A 15,015-nucleotide genomic window follows, 5' to 3' on the forward strand; every position below is an offset into this window, starting at 1 on the left:
GCTTCCGCGGGCCCTGAGGCGTCCGGTCCTCACGGATCTCGAAGTCCAATGCATCCCCTGAACTGGGGTGTTGCAACAACTCCTAGAACCCAAGCCCGGGAGGCCGCCCCTTCGTCCCTCGTCACACCACCTGGTGCAGCCAGCGCACCGGAGCGCCTTCGCCGGCGTACCGGAACGGCTCCAGCTCGTCGTCCCAGGGTTTGCCGAGCAGCCGGGCCAGCTCGGCCTCCAGGTCGGTGCCCTCGCTGCGGGCCCGCAGCAGCACCGAGCGCAGCCGGTCCTCCGGGATCAGGATGTCGCCGTGGATCCCGGTGACGGCGTGGAAGATGCCCAGGCTGGGCGTGCTGCTGTAGCGCTCGCCCTCGGCCGCGGCGCAGGGTTCGCTGGTCACCTCGTAGCGGATCAGCTGCCAGCCGCGCAGCGCGGAGGCCAGCCGGGACGCGGTGCCCGGCTCTCCCTGCCAGGAGAACTCGGAGCGCCAGTGACCGGCGGCGGCCGGCTGGCGGATCCAGTCGAGGCTGACCCGCACGCCGAGTACGCCCGCCACCGCCCATTCGACGTGCGGGCACAGCGCGCGGGGCGCGGAGTGGATGTACAGGACTCCACGTGTCGTCACCGGGACCTCCAGGCTGTGGACGAGGGTCGCCTTCCCCAGCTGCCTCGTACCCGTGGCCGGTCAGTCCTGGGCGCCACTTGGCCAAACCCCGCCCGTTTGCCACTCAGGTCAATCGACATTAGGTCACTAACTTGAGCAAAACGGACAGGCTTCAACCATGTTAGTCAGTTCCCCACCGAGGTCTACCCCTGATCGGGATCTCTCCCCCGAACGGCCCCATCCGACGCCGGTCCGGCAGTGCCGCCACGCTATCGCGCCGGAGCCGGAGTGGTCCGACGGTCCGTCGGATGCGGCGGAAAACCGTCTCCAGGGGTCGCGCGGAACAATGCCGCGCGCCCCGAGGGACCATGACGGTCCGTCGGGGCGCGGTGTGCGTCGACGATCGATCAGGCGCCGAGCCGGACCACCATCTTGCCGGTGTTGTCACCGCGCAGCAGGCCGAGGAAGGCGTCCACGGCGTTCTCCACGCCGTCCCGCACGGTCTCGTCGTAGCGCAGGCTGCCGTCCTTCAGCCAGCCGGCCACCTCGGCCACGAACTGCTGCTGGAGGTCCGCGTGGTCGCGCACCAGCATGCCCTGCAGGCGCAGCCGCTTGCCGATGGCCTGCACCAGGTTGCGCGGGCCGGCCGGGGCGCCGGTCTCGTTGTACTGCGCGATGGCGCCGCACAGGGTGGCCCGGCCGTGCACGTTGAGCGCGCCGATCGCGGCCTCCAGGTGGTCACCACCGACGTTGTCGAAGTAGACGTCGATGCCCTCGGGGGCGGCCGCGGCGAGCTGCTCGGCGACCGGGCCGTCCTTGTAGTTGAAGGCCGCGTCGAAGCCGTAGTCGGCCACCAGCCTGGCGACCTTCTCGGCCGAGCCGGCCGATCCGATCACCCGCTTGGCGCCCTTGAGCTTGGCGATCTGGCCGACCAGCGAGCCGACCGCGCCGGCCGCGCCGGAGACGAAGACGGCGTCGCCCTCCTTGAAGCTGGCCACCTCCAGCAGGCCCGCGTAGGCGGTCAGGCCGGGCATGCCGAGCACGCCGAGGTAGTAGGAGAGCGGCGCGCGCGCCTCGTCGACCTTCACCACGTGCTTGGCCGGCACCGTCGCGTACTCGCGCCAGCCGAGCCCGTGCAGGACGGCGTCGCCCACCTGGAACCCCTCGGCGGCGGAGGCCACCACGTGGCCGACCGCGCCGCCGTCCATCACCTGGCCCAGCTGGAACGGCGGCACGTACGACTTCACGTCGTTCATCCGGCCGCGCATGTACGGGTCGACCGACAGGTAGGCGTTGCGCACCAGGATCTCGCCCGGCTCCGGCTGCCGGACCGGAGCCTCGACCAGCTCGAAGTCGGAGGCCACCGGCCAGCCGTTCGGACGGGACACCAGGTGCCACTCGCGGGCGGTAGCGGGCACGGTCTGCTCGGCCATCGGTTTGCTCCCTTGCTCAGTGTTGCCCTGAAAGGTTGAGGAACTGAAGCAACCATGGACATGAAAGGTTCACCTTGTCAAATATTCAGGTAGACTGTCGGCATGTCGAACCAGTCGGCCCCCACCCCGGAGGCACCCGCCGTTGCCGGCCCCGCGGACGACCTGACCCGCGAGGTCGTGGACCTCATGGCGGGCCTGGTCGCGCTCTTCCACCGGGAGTACGAGGAGGCCGCCGCCGCCCGCTCGCTCACCGGCGCCCAGGCCAAGGTGCTCGCGCTGCTGCGGCGCGGCCCGATGCCGATGCGGCACATCGCGCAGACGCTGAGCTGCGAGCCGTCCAACATCACCGGCATCGTGGACCGGCTGGAGGCCCGTGGCTTCGTCACCCGGGAGGCCGATCCGCAGGACCGCCGGGTGAAGCTGGTCGCCGCCACCGAGCCCGGGCAGGCCGCCTCGGACGAGCTCCGGGAGTCGCTCAACTTCGCCCGCGAGCCGCTCGCCGCGCTCGGCCAGGACGAACGGCGCACCCTGCGCGACCTGCTGCAGCGCATGATCACCGGGGCCGGCGGCCAGGCCTGAGGCCCTATTCGCGCCCAGCCGCCCAGCGGCGCCAGAGCGCCCGGCCGCACAGCAGCAGCCCGGCGTAGCCGGCCACCACCAGCGCCAGCGGCCCGTACGCCTCGGCCGGCAGCCCCTCGAAGCCCAGCCCCTTGCCCAACGGGCTGCCCGGCAGCAGCACCCCGGCCACCGTCAGCACCCCGGCCGCCCACCACACCGGGCGCGGCGGCCGCACCCCCGCCCGGTCCAGTCCGTACAGCACCAGCAGTGCCAGCGCCTGGGTGACCAGGTTCTCGGTGAAGAAGGCGGTGTGGAAGGCGGCGGCCGAACCGGCCCGCCGGAAGCCGTCGGTCACCTCCCGCATCGCCTCGAACATGCCGATGTCGGCGAGCGAGTTCAGCAGGCCGAAGACGACCGCGAAGATCCCGAGCGTCCCCCAGCGCAGCCGGGCCGGCCCGAGCGACCGTCCGCCGCGGCTGCCGGCCAGCGCGAACGACAGTTGGGCCGCGTCGAAGCAGAGGTTCTGCAGCAGTACCTGGGCCGGCAGCATCGGCAGGAACGGCAGCAGCACCCCGCCGGCCAGCATCGAGGCCGCGTTGCCGAGGTTGCAGGAGAGCGCGATCCGCAGGTAGGCGGCCACCTTGGCGACCGCCGCCCGGCCCGTCCACAGCGCCGGCACCAGCGCGCTCGGCCCGTCCTCGCCGAGCACCGCGTCGGCCCAGCCGCGGGCCGCGCCGACCGCGCCGCTCGCGCTGATCCCGAGATCGGCGGCGCGCAGCGCGGGCACGTCGTTGACACCGTCGCCGAGGAACCCGACGCTCCCGCCGCCCCGCCGCAACGCCAGTACCACCCGGGCCTTCTGCTCCGGCGCGCAGCGGGCGAAGACCGCCGTGCCACCGGCGGCCTCGGCCAGCTCTCCGTCGGTCAGCGCGTCCAGCTCGGAGCCGATCAGCACCCGGCCCGGCGGCAGGCCGAGCCGGTCGGCGAGCCGGACCGCGGTCGCCGGGTGGTCCCCGGTCACCACCTTCACCGCGACGCCCGCCCGGGCCAGCGCGGCCAGCGCCTCGGCGGCCCGGTCGACCGGTTCCTCCGCCAGGGCGACGAAACCGAGCAGGGTCAGGTCGTCCTCCTGCCAGGCCCGGTGGCCGCCGAGCCGCGCCGCGCGCTCGGCCCGGGCCACCGCGAGCAGCCGCAGCCCCTCACCGGCCCGGGTCGCCACCAGCCGGTCCAGCTCGGCCCGCCGGCCCTGGTCCAGCGCCCGCGGCCCGGCCGCGGTGGTCACCTCCGCACAGCGCGCCAGCACCGCCTCCGGGGCGCCCTTGACCAGCAGTACGGCCCGGCCGCGCTCGCGCAGGAGCACCGTGGCACAGCGCCGGACCGGATCGAACGGGACCGCGTCCAGCAGCACCGGCGCCGGGCCGTCCAGCAGTCCGGCCGCCGCCGCGGCGTCCAGCAGCAGCTCGTCGGTCGGGTCCGGCAGGCCCGGATCGCCGTCCCCGAACGCGGCCTCGGCGGACAGACCGGCCCAGTACAGCGGTCGCGGGTCGGGCCGGCCGTCCGGGTCGAACGAGCCGGCCACCACGGGCGCGCCGGTGGTGAGCGTGCCGGTCTTGTCCACGCAGAGCACGTCCAGCGCGCCCAGCTCGCTGACCGCCGAGAGCCGGCGGACCGGCACCCCGCCGGCCGTCAGGTCGTGGCTGCCCCGGGCGAGCACGGTGCTCAGGACCAGCGGCAACAGCTCGGGGGTCAGCCCGACCGCCGCCGCCACCGCGAACGGCAGCAGCTCGGCGCTCCAGCCGTGCAGCACGGCGTCCGCGCCCACCGTGAGCGGGACCGCGGCGATCATGAACAGCACCAGCGCCCGGACCGCGCGGCGCACCCCGTGCTCCACCGCCGACCGGCCGCCGCCGGGCAGCGGGGCCGGCCGGTGCGCGGCGCCGAAGCGGGTCGCGCCGCCGGTGGCGAGCACCACGGCGGTGGCGCTGCCGGTGACCACCCGGCTGCCGGCGAAGCAGAGGTGCGGCTCGTCGAAGGGCTGTCCGGCCGCGCCGGCGGGCGGCTGGTCCAGGGCCCACCGGGCCACCGGCTCGCTCTCACCGGTGAGCGCGGACTGGTCCACCGTCAGGCCCTCGGCGCGCAGCAGCCGCAGGTCCGCCGGGACGGCGTCGCCGACCGCCAGCCGGACCACGTCACCCGGGACCAGCTGGTCGGCCGGCAGCTCGCGGGCCATCGGCAGGTCCTGCCGCTCGGCGCGGCGCAGCACGGTCGCGGTCTCCGGCACCAGCGCGCGCAGCGCCCGCAGCGCCCGGGACGAGCGCCGCTCGCCGACCAGTCGCAGCAGAGCACCGGAGAGCACCAGGAAGCCGAGTATCGCCGCGCTGCCCCAGGAACCGATCAGCGCGCAGATCCCGGCGAGCCCGGTCAGCAGGACGGTGAACGGATCCCCGAGGGCGGTCGCGGCGTGCCGGGACCAGGAGACGTCCGGCCGGGGGAGCACGGTGTTCTCACCGTGCAGGGCCAGCCGGGCCTCGGCCTCCGCCTCGGTCAGTCCGCGCGGCGAGGAGTCCAGCTCGCGCAGCAGCGGCAGCCGGCCCAGCCGGGCCGCACGGCCCGGTTCACCGCCCCGCCGAGGGACCGCGTCGGCGGACCGGCCGACGAGCGGGAGCAGGCGCGCCCCGCTCTCAGGCACCACGGCTCCGGAACCGGTGGGCCTCGCCGCCGGCCGCCGGGCCGTCGAGCTTCTCCACCATCAGCCGGACCAGCGTGGCCACCTGCGGGTCGTCAACCCCGTACACCTGGCGGCGGCCCTCGCGGCGGTTGGTCACCATGCCCGCCAGCTTGAGCTTGGCGAGGTGCTGGCTGACGGCCTGCAGGGTGCCGCCGACCCGCTCGGCCAGCGTGCCGACGTCGGCCTCGCCCTGGCTGAGCACCCAGACGATGTGCAGTCGCATCGTGGAGGCGAGCAGGCCGAACGAGGCCGCCGCCTGCTGCAGGAGCTGCGGGGAGGGGTCGTCGAGCTTGGTCCAGCCCGTCATCCGTACCGCCCTCTCCAAGATCTGCGAGGGGGACAGTCTAGCCGGGCGCTCTCCCGGCGCGCAGTGGCCGTCCGCACGCCCGGCCCGGCTCCCCGTGCCGTCCGGTCCACCGGGCCCGTGGACCGGACGGCCGCTCCGTCGTGCGAGAATTCGGCGGTCCGGATCGACGGCCTGTGGGGAGTTCGTGTGATAGGCAGCCAACGGGCCGAGGGGCGACGCGCCGCCAGTCGGCGCCGCAACCTTGAACTGGTCATGCTGGCGTTCGCCCTGGTGGTCCCCCTCTACGGCTACATCGACGCCAATCTGGCGATGAACAACAAGATGCCCGCGGGCCTGCTGGAGTGCGGGGTCGCCTTCACCGCGCTGGCGCTCGGCGCGCACCTGGTGGTCCGGCGCTTCGCGCCCTACGCCGACCCGCTGATCCTGCCGATCGCCACGCTCCTCACCGGCATCGGCCTGATGCTGCTGAACCGGCTGGACCAGTCGTACGCGATCGTCATGGCGGGCAACTTCCAGAAGTACCCGACCGCGCCCACGCAGGCGATGTGGACCTTCATCGCGGTCTTCGTGGCGCTCGCGCTGATCGTGTTCGTCAAGCACCACCGGTTCTTCCAGCAGTACCAGTACATCCTGATGGTGGGCTCGCTGGTGCTGCTGGCCGCGCCGGCCTTCTTCCCCGCCGACGCCACCTACGGCGCCAAGCGGTGGATCGAGCTGCCGGGCGTGACGCTGGAGCCGGACGAGTTCGTCAAGATCGCGATCACCATCTTCTTCGCCGGCTACCTGACGGTCAGCCGGGACGCGCTGGCACTGGTGGGCCGCAAGATCTGGGGGCTGAGCCTCCCTCGCGGGCGCAACGCCGGTCCGGTGCTGGCGATCTGGGTGGTCAGCCTGCTGGTGCTGATCTTCGAGCGCGACCTGGGCACCTCGCTGATCTTCTTCGGGATCTTCGTGGTGATGCTCTACATCGCCACCGAACGGACCAGCTGGGTGATCCTCGGCGTGCTGATGGCGGTCGGCGGCGCGGCCGTGGTCGGCAGCTACGAGCCGCACGTGCACGGCCGCGTGGTGGCCTGGCTGCACCCGCTGGACTACTACAACGCCCACCACGACCCGGCGCTGATCTCCAACCAGCCGGCCGAGGCGCTGTTCAGCTTCGGCACCGGCCACCTGCTGGGCACCGGGTTGGGCCAGGGCCGGCCGTGGCTGGTCGGCTTCGCCGGCCGCAGCGACTTCATCTTCACCACGATCGGCGAGGAACTCGGCCTGGCCGGGGTGACCGTGATGCTGATGATCTACGTGCTGCTCGTCCAGCGCGGGCTGAAGACCGCCACCCAGCTGACCGACCCGTTCGGGAAGCTGCTGGCCAGCGGCCTGGCCGCGGCGGTGGCGCTGCAGGTCTTCGTGGTGGTGGGCGGGGTCACCGGCCTGATGCCGCTGACCGGCAAGGCGCTGCCGTTCCTGGCCCAGGGTGGTTCCTCCATGGTGGCGAACTGGCTGCTGACGGCCCTGCTGATCAAGCTGAGCGACGCGGCCGGGCGGGCCACCCTGGAGCCCGAACCGGAACCGGGACCGACGCCGGCGCTCGTCACGGTCTGAGCCCGGTCCCAGCCCGGTCCTCCGGCACGGTCCGAACGCGGTCTTCGTGCCCCCGGTCACCTTGGGTGGCCGGGGGCACCGGCACGGGTGATACTGGCAACGGGTCATACTTGCCTCATGGCGCAAGTGTGACCCGCACGCCTGCCCGAGCAGTCCTCCTGGCCGACCGGCCCCCGGCTCGCCGGCGACCGCATGGAGACCACCGATGAGCGATCCCCAGGCCCGCCCCGCCGACGAACCCTCGACCCCGCCCACCACCGGCGGACGGACCCGCCGCCGGGCGGTCCGGATCGCCGCCGGCACGCTGGCCGGCTTACTCCTGGCCGCCGGTGGCCTGAGCCTCTGGTTCTACCACCGGCTCGACGGCAACCTGCACGTCTTCGACAGCGGCGGGCTGGCCGGCACCCGCCCGCCGGCCGGCCCGCTCGACCCGAGCGGCAACAGCCCGGTCAACGTGCTGCTGCTCGGCTCCGACAGCAGGGCCGACGGCAACGACCAGCTGGCCGGCGGCCAGGTCGACAGCAAGGGCAACTCCGACACCGCGATCCTGCTGCACGTCGCCGGCGACCACCGGCACGCCGTCGGGGTCTCCATCCCGCGCGACTCACTGGTGGACATCCCGCCCTGCCGGCTGCCCGACGGCCGGTGGACCGCGCCGCAGCACGACCAGATGTTCAACTCCGCGTTCGGGGTCGGCGGCGCCCCGAGCGGCAACCCGGCCTGCAGCCAGAACACCGTGGAGGCACTGACCGGCCTGCGGGTGGACCACACCATCGTGGTCGACTTCAAGGGGTTCGCCGCGATGACCAGCGCGGTCGGCGGGGTCCCGGTCTGCGTGCCGGCGAACGTGGACAGCTACGGCATCCACCTCAGGCAGGGCCGCCAGGTGCTCTCCGGCGAGCAGGCACTGTCCTACGTCCGGGCCCGGCACGGCATCGGCGACAGCTCGGACATCGGCCGGATGAAGCGCCAGCAGGCGTTCATGTCCGCGCTCTTCACGAAGGTCCGGGCGCAGGGCTTCGACCTCCCCACGCTGCTCCCCCTCGCCGACGCGGCCACCCGTTCGCTGACCGTCGACCGCGACCTGGGCAGCCCGACGAAGCTGGCCACCTTCGCCGGGTCGCTGAGCGACCTCAAGCCGGCCGACGTCCTCTTCGTCACCACCCCCTGGCGCTACGTCGGCGACCGGGTGGCGCTGGTGCACCCCGACGTCGACCAGCTCTGGGCCCTGCTCCGCGAGGACCACCCCCTGGACGCCCGTCCCGCCACCGCACCCCCGTCCCCCGCCGCCGGTCCGGGCGGCCCGCCACCCAGCACGCTGCCGACCGCCCTCCCCACCACCATCACCCGGAACACCCGCCCCGCCGACACCGACCCCTGCGCCGACCTCAGCTACGGCTGAACCAACCTGCCGAAGGAGAACTCACCAGATGCTCTCGGGGGATCGCGAGACGGCCACCCGGCTCCGACTGGCGGCCGCGGTGGCCGAGATCGAAGGCCTGCACGCCGCCCTGCTGCACGCCACCGACCCGGCCCGCCGGATCCGCCTGCTGACCCGCCTCAGCGAGGCCGGCCACCGCCTCGGCGAACTCGCCAGCCCCACCGGCGCCGCCGTCCCACCGCAGAGCCGCCGCGCCCCGGCCCGCCAACGCCGCCGCGCCGCCATCCTCCGCGGCGCGCGCTGGCTCACCCGCCTCACCCGCTCCCCCGACCACCCCTGACCCCGGGTCAGCCGGTGCCGGTGTTCGGCCGTGCCGCGGAGGCCGGCAGGTGATCGGCGACCCGTCCCCTGTCCATCGGCACGGCCGGTCATGCGCCCGAGCGGGTGAACCTCGGCGTGGCGGTGGGGTCGCGGAGCAGGTCGTACTCTAGGATCTGCGCCAGAGGCCGGGGCGTTTCCGCAGGTCAGCCACAGGATTACTCTGATGATCCATCAGGATCTTGGGGTAGGGCGGGTGGGACTCGAACCCACGACCCAGGGATTATGAGTCCCCTGCTCTAACCGGCTGAGCTACCGCCCCGACTCACCGCGTCGGTACTGGCCACCACAGTGGCTGTCCATCGCAGCAACAGACGGCCCCGCAAGGCCGTCTTGGGCAGCATATCCGGTCGATCAGCCGTGGTGCGCGCCGGGGGCGCACCACGAGTGCGTCCTCCGGGCCCTTTCCGTTCCCGCCCGGGCGGCGGGCGTGCGGTGTCCGGCACACCACCGCCCGGGCGGGAACGCGGTGGTCACGGGGGGATCGAAGGGCGCGGAGGGAGTCGCAGTGACGGTCCGTACGGTCGCCCTCGGCTGCGCCTGGGCGCTGCTGCTGGCTCTCGGGGCCGCCGGCTGCGACTCGGGGCCGTCCGGTGGCGCGGTCTGGCTGCCCGCCGCCCCGAACAGCGGCCCGGCCACCTGGAGCCGCGAGCGCTTCCTGAAGGCCACGGACCGGCATCCGGGCACGGCCACCCCCGGCGCCTCCCCGGACGGGCCCGACGGGCCGGTCGGAGCGCTCTTCGCCAGTGACGCCGCCGGGGATCACCTCTGCACCGCCAGCGTGGTCGACAGCCCCGGGCGGAACCTGATCGTCACCGCCGCGCACTGCCTCTACGACCCCGGCAAGGGCGCCCGCGGCGAGCCGGTCTTCGTGCCCGGCTACCGCGCCGGCGACGCCCCGGACGGCGTCTGGCCGCTGGCCGCCATCACCGTGGACCGGAGCTGGGCCGAACACGGCAACGCCGACCTGGACGTGGCCTTCGCCGTGGTCCAGCCGATGAGCGGCAGGCAGGTGCAGCAACTGCTCGGGGCCAACCGACTGGGCACCGACCCGGGCTACCAGCAGGCGGTGCGGCTGACCGGCTATCCGAGCCCCGCCGGCCCGCCGGTCGGCTGCGCCAACCGGACCGCCGAGCAGAGCGCCGGCCAGCTGCGGCTAAACTGCCCGGACCACGCCGCAGGTGCCGGCGGCAGCCCGTGGGTGACCGGCGCCGACCCGGTCACCGGGGCCGGCACGGTGATCGGCGTGGTCGGTGGCTACCAGCAGGGCGGGGACACCCCGGGCACCTCGTACAGCAGCTACTTCGGCGGCGCCGTACGGGCCCTGTTCGCCCGCGCCACCGGCTGATCTGGCGTCCGACCGGCCGTGCCTGGTAGATCTTGGGTAGATCTTGTCACGGCGCGCCCGGCGCCGACCGAGCACCAGGAGGCGGCGGCGGATGGCCGAGCGGGGCTACCAGCGGCGCACACTGGTGCTCTCGGCCGCCCTGGCCGCGGTGCTCCCGCTCGCGGCCTGTGAGAGCCGCTCGCACCGTCCGGCGCAGAGCGCGGTCACCGCTCCGCGGGACGCGGCGGACAGCCGGATCGGGGTGCTCACGCTGCCCGCCGAGAGCGACAGCCGGTCCTGTACCGCCAGCGTGGTGGACAGCCCGCGGCGGAACCTGATCGTCACCGCGGCGCACTGCGTCTACCAGCCCGGCGTCGGGCCGGTCAGCGGCCTGGCCTTCTCCCCCGGCTACCGGGACGGCGACTCCCCGTACGGCAGCTGGCCGGTCGATCAGATCACCGTGGACCAGCACTGGCAGGACGACGGCGACCCGGAGTACGACGTCGCGTTCCTCACCGTGGGCCCGCTGAACGGTCGGCGGATCGAGGACGTGGTGGGCGGCAACCGGCTCGGCATCAACCGCGGCTTCGACCTGCCGGTGACCGTGACCGGCTACCCCAACGAGAGTGACCAGCCGATCAGCTGCGCCATCCGGACCACCGCCCGGAGCTCCACCCAGGAGCGCTTCGACTGCGGCGGCTTCACCGACGGCACCAGCGGCAGCCCGTGGGTGACCGGGACCGACCCGGCCACCGGCGTCGGGACGCTGGTCGGGGTGATCGGTGGCTACCAGGAGGGCGGGGACACCGCGGACACCTCGTACAGCGTCAGCTTCGACGACCGGGTCGCGGCGGTGTACCAGCGGGCCGTCAGCTGACCGCCCCGGCGGGGCCGTCGGGGACCGGCGGGGACCGGCGGGGACCGGCGGGGACCGGCGGAACCGACGAGAAACGCCGAACGCCCCTCGGCGGGCCGAGGGGCGTCGGTACTGGCTCCCGCAATTGGACTCGAACCAATAACCTGCCGATTAACAGTCGGCTGCTCTGCCAATTGAGCTATGCGGGATCGCACGGACAAGCAGCCTGCACCGACCGGAACCGGACCAGCTGCCTGAGCTCCCGCATTTGGACTCGAACCAAAAACCTGCCGGTTAACAGCCGGCTGCTCTGCCAATTGAGCTATGCGGGATTGAGTTGTTCGCATCGGCCGCACCTCGGTGCGGCGTTCGCTGCGGGACATACATTAGCGCATCCAGGGGGGTGGTCCGCCAATCGCTTTCCCGGCCCGGAGCCGCACCCTCCGGCTGGCGCGCCCGGCGGGCGGCGGTCCGCGCCGCCGGGGATGCTGAGGGGGACCCTCCGCTCGGCAGGCGGTTCGCCGCCCGCCGGGGCGGGTAGGGCATCGCGGCAAGGGGCCGCGAGAGAGCGCGAGAGAGGGTGGAGACCGAGACATGTGGAAGCTGACGTTGGTGGTGGGAGCCGCGGCCGGGTACGTCCTGGGGGCCCGGGCGGGCCGGGAGCGGTACGAGCAGATCGCCGCGACGGCCCGGCGGATCTCGCAGAACCCGAAGGTCCAGGACGCCACCCACCGGGCCCGCGAGTCGGCCGGCTCGGTGGCCGGCAAGGCCGCGCACGCGGTGACCGACCGGGTCGGCGAGCGGTTGCCGGACGCGTTGACCGACCGGGTGCCGTACTTCCACCGCCGGCACGAGGAGGACGACAGCTGGGGGACCGTCCGCCGCTGAGGGCGGCCGCGGTACCGACTGGGCAACACTTGCCGGGACGGTTCCCGGGCGGACCGCCGGCTGAGGCATGATCTCCACCATGGCCATCGTCGCGGGCATCGACAGCTCGACCCTCCGCACCCGGATCGTCGCGTGTGACGCGGACACCGGAGCCGTCCTGCGGTCCGGCAGGGCCCCGCACCCGGAGTCCGAGGCCTCCCAGCAACGCTCGACCCAGGCCGACCCGCAGTCCTGGCTGCACTCACTGGGCGAGGCGGCCACCGGCGGCCTGCTGGAGGGCGTGCGGGCGATCGGCGTCTCCGCCCAGCAGCACAGCCTGATCGGGCTCGACGCGGGCGGTGTGCTGGTCCGTCCGGCGCTGCTCTGGACCGACCCGCGCTCCTCCGGCGCGGCGGCCGCCCTGGTGGACGCGCTGGGCGGCCCGTCCGCCTGGACCGAGGCGATCGGCGCGGTGCCCGCCGCCACCTACACCATCGCCAAGCTGCGCTGGCTGGCCGAGTTCGAGCCGGCCAACGCGCGGCGGATCGCCGAGGTGCTGCTGCCGCACGACTGGCTGGTCTGGCAGCTGCTCGGCCACCCCGCCCGGCGCACCACCGACCGTGGCGACGCCTCCGGCACCGGCTACTGGTCGCCGATCACCGGCGAGTACCGGCAGGACCTGATCAAGCTCGCGCTCGGCCACGAGCTGCTCCGGCTGCCCGAGGTGCTCGGCCCCAACGAGCCCGCCGGACACACCCCCGAGGGCCTGCTGATCTCGGCCGGCACCGGCGACAACATGGCGGCCGCGCTCGGCCTGGGCCTCGGCCCCGGCGACGCGGTGGTCTCGCTCGGCGCCTCCGGCACCATCTTCGCGGTGCACGACCAGCCGGTGGTGGACCCGACCGGGACGGTCTCCTCGTTCGCCGACGCCACCGGCAAGCACCTGCCGATGGTCGGCACGCTCAACGCCGCCCAGGTGCTGCGCGCCACCGCCCACCTGCTCGGCCGCGACCTGGAGGGCCTGAGCGAGCTGGCGCTGCGCTCCTCCCCCGGCGCCTACGGGGTGGTGCTGCTGCCGTACCTGGACGGCGAGCGGACGCCCCGACTGCCGCACGCCACCGGCACCCTGACCGGCCTGCGCTCCGAGTCGATGACCCCCGAGCACCTGGCCCGGGCCGCGGTCGAGGGCATGCTCTGCAACATCGCGGACGCGCTGGACGCGCTGCGCGCCCGGGGCGTCGCGGTACGCCGGGTGGTGCTGCTGGGCGCGGTCGGCCGGCTGCCGGCGGTCCGCGAGATCGCCCCGCTGATCTTCGGCGTCCCGGTGCTGATCCCGCCGCCGGGCGACCACGCGGCCCGCGGCGCGGCCCGGCAGGCCGCCTGGGCACTGGCCGGCACCCCGGAACCGCCGCAGTGGGAGCTGCCGGACGTGCTGACCGTCGAGCCCGACCCGGACCAGCCGTTCGGGCGGGCGGTCCGCCAACAGTACGGCTCGGTTCGCGATCAGGTGCACCCCGAACTCAACGCGACGCCCTAACTTGGGATCACCTACCCCCGAGCGAAGGGCTCTTGCCCCATGCCACTGCACAAGGGCAACGGAACCGGTCACCGATCCGCCGTCGACTCCGCGTTCTCGGACGCCGATCCGGTCGGGGCGATGCGGCTGGCGCCGCCCAAGCACCGGCTGCACCACGCTCCGATCCCGCCGCACACCGCCTACCAGCTGATCCACGACGAGCTGATGCTGGACGGCAACGCCAAGCTCAACCTGGCCACCTTCGTCACCACCTCGATGGAGGACGAGGCGGGCCGGCTGATGGCGGAGTGCCTCGACAAGAACATGATCGACAAGGACGAGTACCCGCAGACCGCCGAGCTGGAGCGGCGCTGCGTGGCGATCCTGGCCGATCTCTGGCACGCGCCCGACCCGGCCGCCGCGATCGGCTGTTCCACCACCGGGTCGAGCGAGGCCTGCATGCTCGCCGGGCTCGCCCTGAAGCGCCGCTGGATGCGCCGCAACCAGGCCCGCTACGACGCCGGGGCCCGGCCCAACCTGGTGATGGGCGTCAACGTCCAGGTGTGCTGGGAGAAGTTCTGCAACTTCTGGGAGGTGGAGGCGCGCACCGCGCCGATGGAGGGCGAGCGGTTCCACCTGGACGCGCCCTCCGCGGTGGCGCTCTGCGACGAGAACACCATCGGGGTGGTCGGCATCATGGGCTCCACCTTCGACGGCTCCTACGAGCCGATCGCGGAGATCTGCGCCGCGCTGGACGAGTTCCAGCGGACCACCGGCCTGGACATCCCGGTGCACGTCGACGGCGCCTCCGGCGGCATGGTCGCGCCGTTCCTCGACCCGGACCTGGTCTGGGACTTCCGGCTGCCGCGGGTGGCCTCGATCAACACCTCCGGGCACAAGTACGGGCTGGTCTACCCCGGCGTGGGCTGGGCGCTCTGGCGGGACTCCGAGGCGCTGCCGGAGGAGCTGGTCTTCAAGGTGAACTACCTGGGCGGCGACATGCCCACCTTCGCGCTCAACTTCTCCCGCCCGGGCGCCGAGGTGGTCGCGCAGTACTACATCTTCCTGCGGCTGGGCCGGGAGGGCCTGCGCGCGGTGCACCACTCCTGCCGCCGGGTGGCCGAGGCGCTGGCCGACGGACTCGCGAAGCTCGGGCCGTTCCGGCTGCTCACCCGGGGCGACGAGCTGCCGGTGATCGCCTTCACGGTGGCGGACGAGGTGACCTCGTTCGACGTCTTCGACGTCTCCCGGCGGCTGCGCGAACGCGGTTGGCAGGTGCCCGCCTACACCTTCCCGGCCAACCGGGAGGACCTCTCGGTGCTGCGGGTGGTCTGCCGCAACGGGTTCAGCCACGACCTGGCCGACCTGCTCCTCGCCGACCTGGCCCGGTTGCTGCCCGAGCTGGAGTGCCAGCCCGGACCGTTGCGGGAGCACGGGGTCGCGCCGGCCACCGCCTTCCACCACTGACAC

The 15,015-nt window shown here is 73.6% G+C and carries 13 protein-coding genes and 3 tRNA genes; 9 read left to right on the plus strand and 7 right to left on the minus strand.

What is annotated here, in order from left to right; translation table 11 throughout:
* Nucleotides 1-121: 121 nt before the first annotated feature.
* Nucleotides 122-616 (minus strand): DUF3145 domain-containing protein, encoded by a 495-nt coding sequence (locus ACIGXM_RS23835; protein WP_396564050.1) that lies wholly within the window; start codon nucleotides 614-616, stop codon nucleotides 122-124.
* 386 nt (nucleotides 617-1,002) lie between these two features.
* Nucleotides 1,003-2,028, minus strand: coding sequence for an NADP-dependent oxidoreductase (locus ACIGXM_RS23840; protein ID WP_396564052.1), 1,026 nt, complete (start codon nucleotides 2,026-2,028; stop codon nucleotides 1,003-1,005).
* Between the two features lie 102 nt (nucleotides 2,029-2,130).
* On the opposite strand from ACIGXM_RS23840, the gene ACIGXM_RS23845 reads away from it, so the two are divergent.
* Nucleotides 2,131-2,607, plus strand: coding sequence for a MarR family winged helix-turn-helix transcriptional regulator (locus ACIGXM_RS23845; RefSeq protein WP_396564054.1), 477 nt, complete (start codon nucleotides 2,131-2,133; stop codon nucleotides 2,605-2,607).
* A 4-nt stretch (nucleotides 2,608-2,611) separates the two neighbouring features.
* Here ACIGXM_RS23845 and ACIGXM_RS23850 read toward each other — a convergent pair whose 3' ends face one another.
* Together ACIGXM_RS23850 and ACIGXM_RS23855 are read right to left on the minus strand one after the other, a co-directional pair.
* Entirely contained in the window at nucleotides 2,612-5,275 is a 2,664-nt protein-coding gene (locus tag ACIGXM_RS23850; RefSeq protein ID WP_396564056.1) for a cation-translocating P-type ATPase, read from the minus strand.
* On the minus strand, nucleotides 5,268-5,621 hold the full coding sequence (locus ACIGXM_RS23855; RefSeq protein WP_396564057.1) for an ArsR/SmtB family transcription factor: 354 nt from the start codon (nucleotides 5,619-5,621) through the stop codon (nucleotides 5,268-5,270). Before ACIGXM_RS23855 ends, ACIGXM_RS23850 begins: the two co-directional genes overlap by 8 nt.
* Before the next feature lie 186 nt (nucleotides 5,622-5,807).
* Between ACIGXM_RS23855 and ACIGXM_RS23860 the strand changes: the two genes are divergently transcribed.
* The 3 genes from ACIGXM_RS23860 (at nucleotide 5,808) to ACIGXM_RS23870 (ending at nucleotide 8,941) form a co-directional block, all read left to right on the plus strand.
* The gene (locus tag ACIGXM_RS23860) at nucleotides 5,808-7,220 is read left to right on the plus strand and encodes an FtsW/RodA/SpoVE family cell cycle protein (protein WP_396564059.1); all 1,413 of its coding nucleotides are present in this window, start codon (nucleotides 5,808-5,810) and stop codon (nucleotides 7,218-7,220) included.
* A gap of 205 nt (nucleotides 7,221-7,425) precedes the next feature.
* Complete coding sequence (locus ACIGXM_RS23865) at nucleotides 7,426-8,622, plus strand: LCP family protein (protein WP_396564061.1); 1,197 nt, start codon at nucleotides 7,426-7,428, stop codon at nucleotides 8,620-8,622.
* A 28-nt stretch (nucleotides 8,623-8,650) separates the two neighbouring features.
* Entirely contained in the window at nucleotides 8,651-8,941 is a 291-nt protein-coding gene (locus ACIGXM_RS23870) for a hypothetical protein (protein WP_396564063.1), read from the plus strand.
* 226 nt (nucleotides 8,942-9,167) lie between these two features.
* Here the strand turns inward: ACIGXM_RS23870 and ACIGXM_RS23875 are convergent.
* A tRNA-Ile gene (locus ACIGXM_RS23875) sits at nucleotides 9,168-9,241 on the minus strand.
* A gap of 246 nt (nucleotides 9,242-9,487) precedes the next feature.
* On the opposite strand from ACIGXM_RS23875, the gene ACIGXM_RS23880 reads away from it, so the two are divergent.
* Together ACIGXM_RS23880 and ACIGXM_RS23885 are read left to right on the plus strand one after the other, a co-directional pair.
* Nucleotides 9,488-10,327 carry a trypsin-like serine peptidase gene (locus ACIGXM_RS23880; RefSeq protein WP_396564065.1) on the plus strand — a complete coding sequence of 280 codons (840 nt, stop codon included), beginning with the start codon at nucleotides 9,488-9,490 and terminating at the stop codon, nucleotides 10,325-10,327.
* Between the two features lie 91 nt (nucleotides 10,328-10,418).
* Nucleotides 10,419-11,183 carry a trypsin-like serine peptidase gene (locus ACIGXM_RS23885; protein ID WP_396564067.1) on the plus strand — a complete coding sequence of 255 codons (765 nt, stop codon included), beginning with the start codon at nucleotides 10,419-10,421 and terminating at the stop codon, nucleotides 11,181-11,183.
* Nucleotides 11,184-11,295: 112 nt separating this feature from the next.
* On the opposite strand, the gene ACIGXM_RS23890 is transcribed toward ACIGXM_RS23885, so the two are convergent.
* Nucleotides 11,296-11,371, minus strand: a tRNA-Asn gene (locus tag ACIGXM_RS23890).
* Nucleotides 11,372-11,421: 50 nt separating this feature from the next.
* Nucleotides 11,422-11,494 (minus strand) — tRNA-Asn (locus ACIGXM_RS23895).
* Between the two features lie 262 nt (nucleotides 11,495-11,756).
* Here ACIGXM_RS23895 and ACIGXM_RS23900 point away from each other — a divergent pair.
* From ACIGXM_RS23900 to ACIGXM_RS23910, 3 genes are all read left to right on the plus strand, one after another.
* Nucleotides 11,757-12,050, plus strand: a complete 294-nt coding sequence (locus tag ACIGXM_RS23900; protein WP_396564069.1) for a hypothetical protein — start codon at nucleotides 11,757-11,759, stop codon at nucleotides 12,048-12,050.
* Between the two features lie 79 nt (nucleotides 12,051-12,129).
* Nucleotides 12,130-13,566 (plus strand): FGGY family carbohydrate kinase, encoded by a 1,437-nt coding sequence (locus ACIGXM_RS23905; protein WP_396564071.1) that lies wholly within the window; start codon nucleotides 12,130-12,132, stop codon nucleotides 13,564-13,566.
* A gap of 39 nt (nucleotides 13,567-13,605) precedes the next feature.
* Nucleotides 13,606-15,012: a glutamate decarboxylase gene (locus ACIGXM_RS23910; RefSeq protein WP_396564073.1), complete on the plus strand. Its 1,407-nt coding sequence runs from the start codon at nucleotides 13,606-13,608 to the stop codon at nucleotides 15,010-15,012.
* The last annotated feature ends 3 nt before the right edge of the window (nucleotides 15,013-15,015 follow it).

Origin of the sequence: Kitasatospora sp. NPDC052896, from assembly GCF_044547075.1 — a bacterium.
Taxonomy (GTDB): Bacteria; Actinomycetota; Actinomycetes; order Streptomycetales; family Streptomycetaceae; genus Kitasatospora.

Bases quoted from the DNA above. Each gene is read 5' to 3' on its own strand.
- ACIGXM_RS23840 (WP_396564052.1), bottom strand. From the start codon at position 2,028: ATGGCCGAGCAGACCGTGCCCGCTACCGCCCGCGAGTGGCACCTGGTG.
- ACIGXM_RS23845 (WP_396564054.1), top strand. From the start codon at position 2,131: ATGTCGAACCAGTCGGCCCCCACCCCGGAGGCACCCGCCGTTGCCGGC.
- ACIGXM_RS23855 (WP_396564057.1), bottom strand. From the start codon at position 5,621: ATGACGGGCTGGACCAAGCTCGACGACCCCTCCCCGCAGCTCCTGCAG.
- ACIGXM_RS23865 (WP_396564061.1), top strand. From the start codon at position 7,426: ATGAGCGATCCCCAGGCCCGCCCCGCCGACGAACCCTCGACCCCGCCC.
- ACIGXM_RS23870 (WP_396564063.1), top strand. From the start codon at position 8,651: ATGCTCTCGGGGGATCGCGAGACGGCCACCCGGCTCCGACTGGCGGCC.
- ACIGXM_RS23885 (WP_396564067.1), top strand. From the start codon at position 10,419: ATGGCCGAGCGGGGCTACCAGCGGCGCACACTGGTGCTCTCGGCCGCC.
- ACIGXM_RS23900 (WP_396564069.1), top strand. From the start codon at position 11,757: ATGTGGAAGCTGACGTTGGTGGTGGGAGCCGCGGCCGGGTACGTCCTG.
- ACIGXM_RS23905 (WP_396564071.1), top strand. From the start codon at position 12,130: ATGGCCATCGTCGCGGGCATCGACAGCTCGACCCTCCGCACCCGGATC.
- ACIGXM_RS23910 (WP_396564073.1), top strand. From the start codon at position 13,606: ATGCCACTGCACAAGGGCAACGGAACCGGTCACCGATCCGCCGTCGAC.